The 6,931-nt window shown below is 32.1% G+C and carries 7 protein-coding genes; 5 read left to right on the forward strand and 2 right to left on the reverse strand.

The window, feature by feature from the left end:
• Positions 1-461: 461 nt before the first annotated feature.
• On the reverse strand, positions 462-1,562 hold the full coding sequence (locus HF876_RS18360; RefSeq protein WP_169361505.1) for an SEFIR domain-containing protein: 1,101 nt from the start codon (positions 1,560-1,562) through the stop codon (positions 462-464).
• A gap of 738 nt (positions 1,563-2,300) precedes the next feature.
• Between HF876_RS18360 and HF876_RS19065 the strand changes: the two genes are divergently transcribed.
• From HF876_RS19065 to HF876_RS18375, 3 genes are read left to right on the forward strand one after another with little or no spacing between them, the layout of a single operon-like run.
• Positions 2,301-3,116, forward strand: coding sequence for an abortive infection family protein (locus tag HF876_RS19065; RefSeq protein ID WP_169361506.1), 816 nt, complete (start codon positions 2,301-2,303; stop codon positions 3,114-3,116).
• Positions 3,117-3,137: 21 nt separating this feature from the next.
• Positions 3,138-3,968 (forward strand): HNH endonuclease, encoded by an 831-nt coding sequence (locus HF876_RS18370; protein WP_169361507.1) that lies wholly within the window; start codon positions 3,138-3,140, stop codon positions 3,966-3,968.
• 14 nt (positions 3,969-3,982) lie between these two features.
• Positions 3,983-4,714, forward strand: a complete 732-nt coding sequence (locus tag HF876_RS18375; RefSeq protein ID WP_169361508.1) for a hypothetical protein — start codon at positions 3,983-3,985, stop codon at positions 4,712-4,714.
• 155 nt (positions 4,715-4,869) lie between these two features.
• Here HF876_RS18375 and HF876_RS18380 read toward each other — a convergent pair whose 3' ends face one another.
• The gene (locus tag HF876_RS18380; RefSeq protein WP_102782466.1) at positions 4,870-5,076 is read right to left on the reverse strand and encodes a hypothetical protein; all 207 of its coding nucleotides are present in this window, start codon (positions 5,074-5,076) and stop codon (positions 4,870-4,872) included.
• Positions 5,077-5,334: 258 nt separating this feature from the next.
• On the opposite strand from HF876_RS18380, the gene HF876_RS18385 reads away from it, so the two are divergent.
• Together HF876_RS18385 and HF876_RS18390 are read left to right on the forward strand one after the other, a co-directional pair.
• Positions 5,335-5,997 carry a hypothetical protein gene (locus HF876_RS18385; RefSeq protein ID WP_169361509.1) on the forward strand — a complete coding sequence of 221 codons (663 nt, stop codon included), beginning with the start codon at positions 5,335-5,337 and terminating at the stop codon, positions 5,995-5,997.
• Positions 5,998-6,274: 277 nt separating this feature from the next.
• Positions 6,275-6,802, forward strand: a complete 528-nt coding sequence (locus HF876_RS18390) for a WGR domain-containing protein (RefSeq protein WP_169361510.1) — start codon at positions 6,275-6,277, stop codon at positions 6,800-6,802.
• The last annotated feature ends 129 nt before the right edge of the window (positions 6,803-6,931 follow it).

A 6,931-nucleotide genomic window follows, 5' to 3' on the forward strand; every position in this document is an offset into this window, starting at 1 on the left:
TACAGGACGCTCCATGATTGGATGCCGTTCTGACAGAGACTTAACTTTTTTATGTCCAGGATATTGACGTAGATCCAAGGATATTCTTTTGTCTTTATTAAGTAAAAAAGAGTTCTAATTAAATGGGATAGGATGCAGGTATTTTTATTTCGATATTTTCAACTTTAAATTTTAATACAAAAAAACTGTTTAGAAATTTCTAAACAGTTTTTTATGTCATACGGTTACTTCACCACTAAGTTATAGAACAATTAAATTGTAACGAGAAAATAAAGTTGTACAATTTTCATTTTAAAAACCTTGAGATAACAATACCCTAGAACTTTAAATGAAAAATAAAGTTGTACAAAAACAGTGGAATCTGATTAATGCACACTTTATGAAAAATAAAGTTGTACAAAATTAAATTAATTGATATATATTTACTCTAAAAAATAAAGTTGTACAAAAATACAAGTTTACTACTTTTTAAACTTATCACGGTACTTTGGAAGAATAACTGCATCTATATCATTTTCATCCTTAATATCAGTCACATTTCTAAAGTTAACATGTTTTTTCAAAAGCTGAAGTTCCTCTTTAGGATTAAAGTCTAATCGTCCGTTTATCTCATCAAAATATCCAATGCTAAGAAAATATGATCCAAATAAAGTATATCTATCTTTAAACAAATCCAAATTTTTAGAGTTCGGAGGATTCATCCGGTTGAATCTTGATATAAACATAAAGAATTCTTCTTCAATGGTATTTCCCTCTTCTATTCTTCTTGAAATAGTAGATTCCCAATTCGAACCAATATGTACTGTATATCCAAAATCTTCACCAGGGATGTCACCTTCAATAAAGGAAATTCTTAGCTCATTTAAATTGTCATACTTACCAAGCATTTCAATCCATTGAGATAAAATTTTCCTTCCAACTTCATAATCTTTAAATAGTAAAAGAAGTTTGGATGGTTCCGAAACCTCTTGAGTATGTAAAAATGCTACACCTCTCCACCCTGCCTTATCCCATAGTTCTATATCAATTAAGCTTGAAATACATAACGTTTTACGTTCTTTTTCAGGTAGAGGTCTTAAATTACCTAAAGTCGGTTTTTCAGTAGATTTTACCCCCCTTAATCTCCAATACAATTTATTCTCATCTGTATCAGAATTCATTCTATAATGTGTTGCACCTTGAAGAGGTGTCGGAATGTCTTCAAATGAACTTGATTCAGTTAAAACCGGTATAAATTTAGTGTTTATTAAGCCGCCATTATACAAATGTTGATAAATTAATGTTCCTTCCCATATCCCTCCTAATCCTACACCTGTTTTCTCCTCGCCCATTACACGTTTGTAGTAGGTAGAAGTACAAATCATTAATACATAATCTGCATTTTTAATTTGACGATCCATCCATTTTGGCCATCCTTCCGGAGGCGAGTCTTCATATTGGTCTAGAATGGTATCTATTCCATCTAAGCGTAATTTGTTTGATAATAACAAAACCTTATCAGCGTGTTCTATACTATCATGAGTATAACTAATAAAAACTTTCGGATTATTGTTAGTATTCATAAATGCCCCCTCGAAAAGTTCTAAGTGATTGATGGTACTCCATGATCAAGTCATTCATTTATATACCTATTAAAAATACCATTTGGTTTATTCTAATTATAAGCTAACAAATATCTATTTTCCATATTTAAACAAGTAAATAGAGTGAAAGTAGAAGTGAAAATGTATTCTACGGTAAAACCTTGCTAAACTTGTTATAAGTTAATCCCAGAAATTAGTGTTTGCGAAGAAAAGCTAGCTTTTCTTATTACGGTTTGAAAAAAAATTTACTATATTTTTCGAGAAAATTCTGGTTTATAGTAAGGTTTAATATTCTGTGTAAGTATGCAGAATTTTTTCTAGTTCCAGAATAGGGCCAGATTGTTGAGTATAGAAATCACATTTTTGAATTTAAAGCAATTGAGATTGTGAAGTATTATACTAAAACTAACGCAGCCGGTTAGTTGAATAAGAATTTTCTAATGAACTCCAATATAATTAATGTTTTTGAAATTGAAAAGACCTGTCCTTGGCAGGTTTTTTTGTTGCAGTTAAAGGAACAAAAGAGAAAGGTATTTCGGCTATAATGAGTCAACAAACCAGTGTTGGCTCAAGTATTAATGGATTTAAATATAAAAAATGACACTAGTATACTCTACACGACTTGGAGAGCTTTTGTATCATAAAATAGTAGCCTAATTTGTCCTTTTTTGTAATAATTGGAATTAATGACATTGGTAGAGATTGGAGTAATGATACTTGATAAACAAACGGACAATCCACACTTTTTATGACTTATTAACGGGCTATGGAACACTCGCAACTATTCAAAAACTCTTTGAATGTGAATACATTTTTGAAGCTGAAAATCATGTCTCCACTTTAAGTGGGCAAAGACGTTCACTTGCTGACTCTTACGTTTCTTCACTTGATTTAAAAAATCCTAGTGACTTGCGAAAATTGTTCAATGTAATAGAAATGTTTTATCTCGAAAATGAAGAAAATGAGTATTTTCAAAATGATACTATTCAGAAGCAATTTTTTAAATTGTTGGAACGTGACGGATATGCCTTAGTAAACGGAAAAGTTCAATATGAAAACACAACATATATTCCAAAAGAGCTTGAAAGCTTCACAGGTGAATATAATATCGAACACGTTGAAAATGATTGGAAGAGAGCGTTAAGTCAAGCAAAGACTGATCCAGAAGATGCAATCACTGCAACCAGAGCAATGGTTGAAAGTACTTTGAAATGGATACTTGACGACATGGAAGAAGAATATAAACAAACGGACAATTTAAGTCAATTATACAAGAAGGTCGCTCAATTGCTAAACTTGTCTCCAGATCAACATGGAGCGGAAATTTTCAAACAAATACTAGGTTCGATAAATGGAGTTGTAACAGGACTTGGAGCCTTGAGAAATGCCTATGGAGACTCACACGGCAAAGGAAAAGTGTATTACAAACCAAGCGAACGACACGCAAAATTTGCCATCAATTTAAGTGGAACACTTTGTATTTATCTTATAGAAACTTACATGATTAGCAGAAAGACTCCTTTAACTAAGTGAGCAAAATAAGGTGGGGAATTTATGGCAGCAAAAGATGAACATTTGGCTCTAAGTTCTGGAATTGGACTAGCAGGATTGGCTGTTTCAAATTTTTGGGATTACAGTTCAGAAGCATTTTCTGTTTTCAAAGACGAAATTTTTGAGAGCATTGTTAAACCAAATAAATTGACGGCAGTTCATCACTATTTGTATTTCTTTCAAGACATTGAAGATGAATTGGACAAAATTTATAAAAACGTTGACGATTTACAATGGATTTATAATTTTATGATAAGAACTCTTGAAGGAGTAAACTTGCAACCGAACATACCAACTCCAGACTTTGCTTGTTGTAGTGACGAATATCATATGGAATGTAATTGTAGAGAAATTGTTGAGCAGCTAATGGAATATATAAATGAACACCAAGACAAAATTGATGAACTAATCGTTCATGCAGCGTTTCAATTCATTTTTCAAGATAGAAAGTTCTTGCATGACTTTAATTTGGAGCTTTCTGCATTTATACAAGAACACATGGAAGAAATCGAGGAACAATTTCCAGAGTATGTTACTAATAATAAACGGATAAAAAGAGTCTACTTCCCCAAATGGTTGACCGACGCTGTTTTTTATAGAGACAAAGGAACTTGTTCAAATCCAGAATGTCGTTGTGATCTCTCTAGCTTGATCAGAACACAAAACACAAAGCATATTGATCATATTGTTCCTTTGAACTTGTATGGTAGCAACGACGCTTCAAACTTTCAATTATTGTGTGAATCGTGTAATACATCAAAAGGAGCAAGGTCAACTGCAAGTAGTTCAGTAAATGCACCATATTGGAATTTAGAAAAACAAAGTAAAGCGTAAGGAATGGGAAACGTATGAGCGAACAACTTCAATTAAGTGTGTGGTTATCTAAGAATAAAAGAGAGCAATACATTTTCATTTATAAAAAATTACAAGAAAAGTTTGCTGCTACAATGGAAACCCTTTTCAATGATATTGAAGGTTCTGCAAATAAATACAAAGAGAAAATGGTTGAAGAATATGGGACAGCTTACAACTATGACGTAGTTGATCCTAGCGATATATTTGAAAATATCGAAATGGAAACTTACGAATTTTATAAATCTGAGAAACTCATGGAATATAACTTCCACTTGTCGTTGTTGGCTACAACATATCAGATTTTTGAACAACAACTGAGAGGTTTTATCTACACGGAGCTAAACCATAGAATGAGTCCGATAAGAACAAAAGATAAATTTTCAAAGTTTGGTTTTAATATGGGTAAAATAAAAGAAGCATACGAATATTTAAATTACGATTTGACAAAGACAGCCCAATGGGAAACTGTTGAACTATTAGCTGATCTTGTAAATACATACAAGCATGGTGACGGACGTTCTGCTACTAGGTTGTATAATAAGAACCCAGACTTGTTCTTAAAAGGTTACTTCGGTGACGAGAGACTCATGGACGTTGAACTGACAACCAGCGCTGAGATTGTTTTCGATATTGAAAAAGTTGGTTTTGATAAATACACCAACGCTATTATTGAGTTTTGGGAGGGCTTTCCTGAGTACTTAACTTCAGTTGTCGAAGTTGATTAAATGTAAGGTTTCAAAAAATTTAATGGGACCAAGTTGGATGATTATGTTAATATTTGAATAAGATTGTGAAGGTTTTCACTTAAACTAACGCCGCAGTTTAGTTGAAGAAGAAAAGGGTTTTTTGTGTCGCACATGAACCATAATGAGCAACAACTCTATTTTCTTGCATCTTCATATCTAGCATCTTTATTTCTAAATAGAAGCCAAGTAAAAAAAATATTTAATGAAACCATGATGATGTCATGCCCAATTTGCCCACCGTCAATTGTATGTAAATTATTCATTATGGCAATTGGGATTACAAGCAATAATAAAATGGACAAAGCAATCCAATGTAAATTAATCCATATTTTTCTAAACATATTTCCACTCCTTATAAGAACACTTACCAATTTTAATTGAGTGTTTATAATATGTAAAGAATGTGTCATAGTTCGTAGATAATGTGTAATAAATGAGAAGGTGCTTCTTCAACTAACGGGTGCTTTACTTCGAGAAGGAGTAAAGCTTTTTTTCTCTTGAACTAACGCGGCAGTTTAGTTGAAGAAGAAAGTACTTTAGTGGAGGGTCTTAAATTACTTAGGATGTAGAAAAAACGGGATTTTATTGGAGGAAAAGAAGTGAAAAAAAGAAACGAAATATTTTTTGGACTTACAATAATTGCACTCGTTATTGCAGTTTTATCTTTTATAGACCCTGTTGATAATAAGGATGTGACTCCAACTAATCAGGATGATGTAACTGATTTAGAAAAAGAGAACGAACATTTGAAACAAGATATTAAAGGATTAGAAGACTCTTTGTTTGAATCAAAGAAATATATCTTTGATTCCAATTTAGCGAAGGATTATTTCTCAGACCCAGAAACAGAAATACTTTATAAAGAAATTGAAGAGACAAAGTACGTTATCGTTTATATAGATGGACATGGAAATCATCTTTATGTTTCATCAAAGGAACCGTGGTATGAGATTTTATTAACCATCCCTACATTAGAGCCAGATGATGGAATTACCTGGGATTATATTGGAATGGGTAATTCGTTCGATGATAAAGGAATAACTAATCACTTTTTGGGTGGCATTATTACCAATAACGAGATTAAAGATGTCCATGTATCATTTAATGGAGAAGTTTATGAAGCCGACATTTTTAAGATAAATGAAAATATGTATGGTTGGTATAGTATTTATAAAAAATCATCGGGGTTAGATGAAAATACCCTTAAAATACAGGCTCTTGATGAAGATGGATTTATTATGTGGCAAAAGACCATCCGATGAATACTTAAAATCAGCTATGTAAAAAATTATTGTCCAATCTAATAAATTGAAAATCCTTTTAGTTAAACTAACGGGTGCTTTAGTAAAGAGCATAGGGTTGCTTAGGCAACTCTTTTTTCTTGTTGAACTAACGTATCGGGTTAATGCAATAAGGAAAAAATTACATATATAAATAACAGGAATATATTGTTAAGATTTGAGAAGTCAAGTATTCTGGGGGGAATTAGCAAGGGTATAATTGTACATAAATAAGTAATTTTCACAGGGGGAATCAACAGTGATTAAGTTAGTCAAAGAAGTTGATAATGAATTGATGTATTGGGAAGCTTGGAAAGATGGTAAAACACTAACAGTCCATTATGGTGTTGTTGGAGATACTGGTGAAACAGAAGAAGTTAAATTAAAGTTATTTGAAAAAGCGGAAAAGGTAATGGAAAAATTAGCTGAAGAGAAGTTGAATGAGGGTTATGAAGTACTTGATGAAGAGGAGTTAATCGAGTTTGTTGTCCAATACCCATATGAAGAAAATGAAATGGAAGAAGCACTTGATAAAAGGCAAATAGTTGAAGATTTAATGAATGAGTGTTTAGGTTGGACTGGAAATGGTTCGAGTGATGGTGGAGACATTGGTAGTGGTAGTACAAACGTCTTCAATTACGTTATCGATGTCGAAAAAGCTTTAAAAACTACAATTGATGAATTATCTAATAAAAAATTATTAGATAATGTGAAAATAGCCTATTTAGATGAAGATGAAGAATATGTTTCTCTTTATCCAGAAGGTACTGAATTTGATATTATCTAATTCAACTAACGGGTGCTTTACTTCAAGAAGGAGCAAAGCCTTTTTCTTATTGAACTAACGCCGCAGGTTAGTTGAAGAAGGAAAATGAATGATAGAAAACGAAAATATAAATGGAATTAAAGGTGAGGT

Source organism: Psychrobacillus sp. BL-248-WT-3 (genome assembly GCF_012843435.1).
Lineage (GTDB): Bacteria > Bacillota > Bacilli > Bacillales_A > Planococcaceae > Psychrobacillus.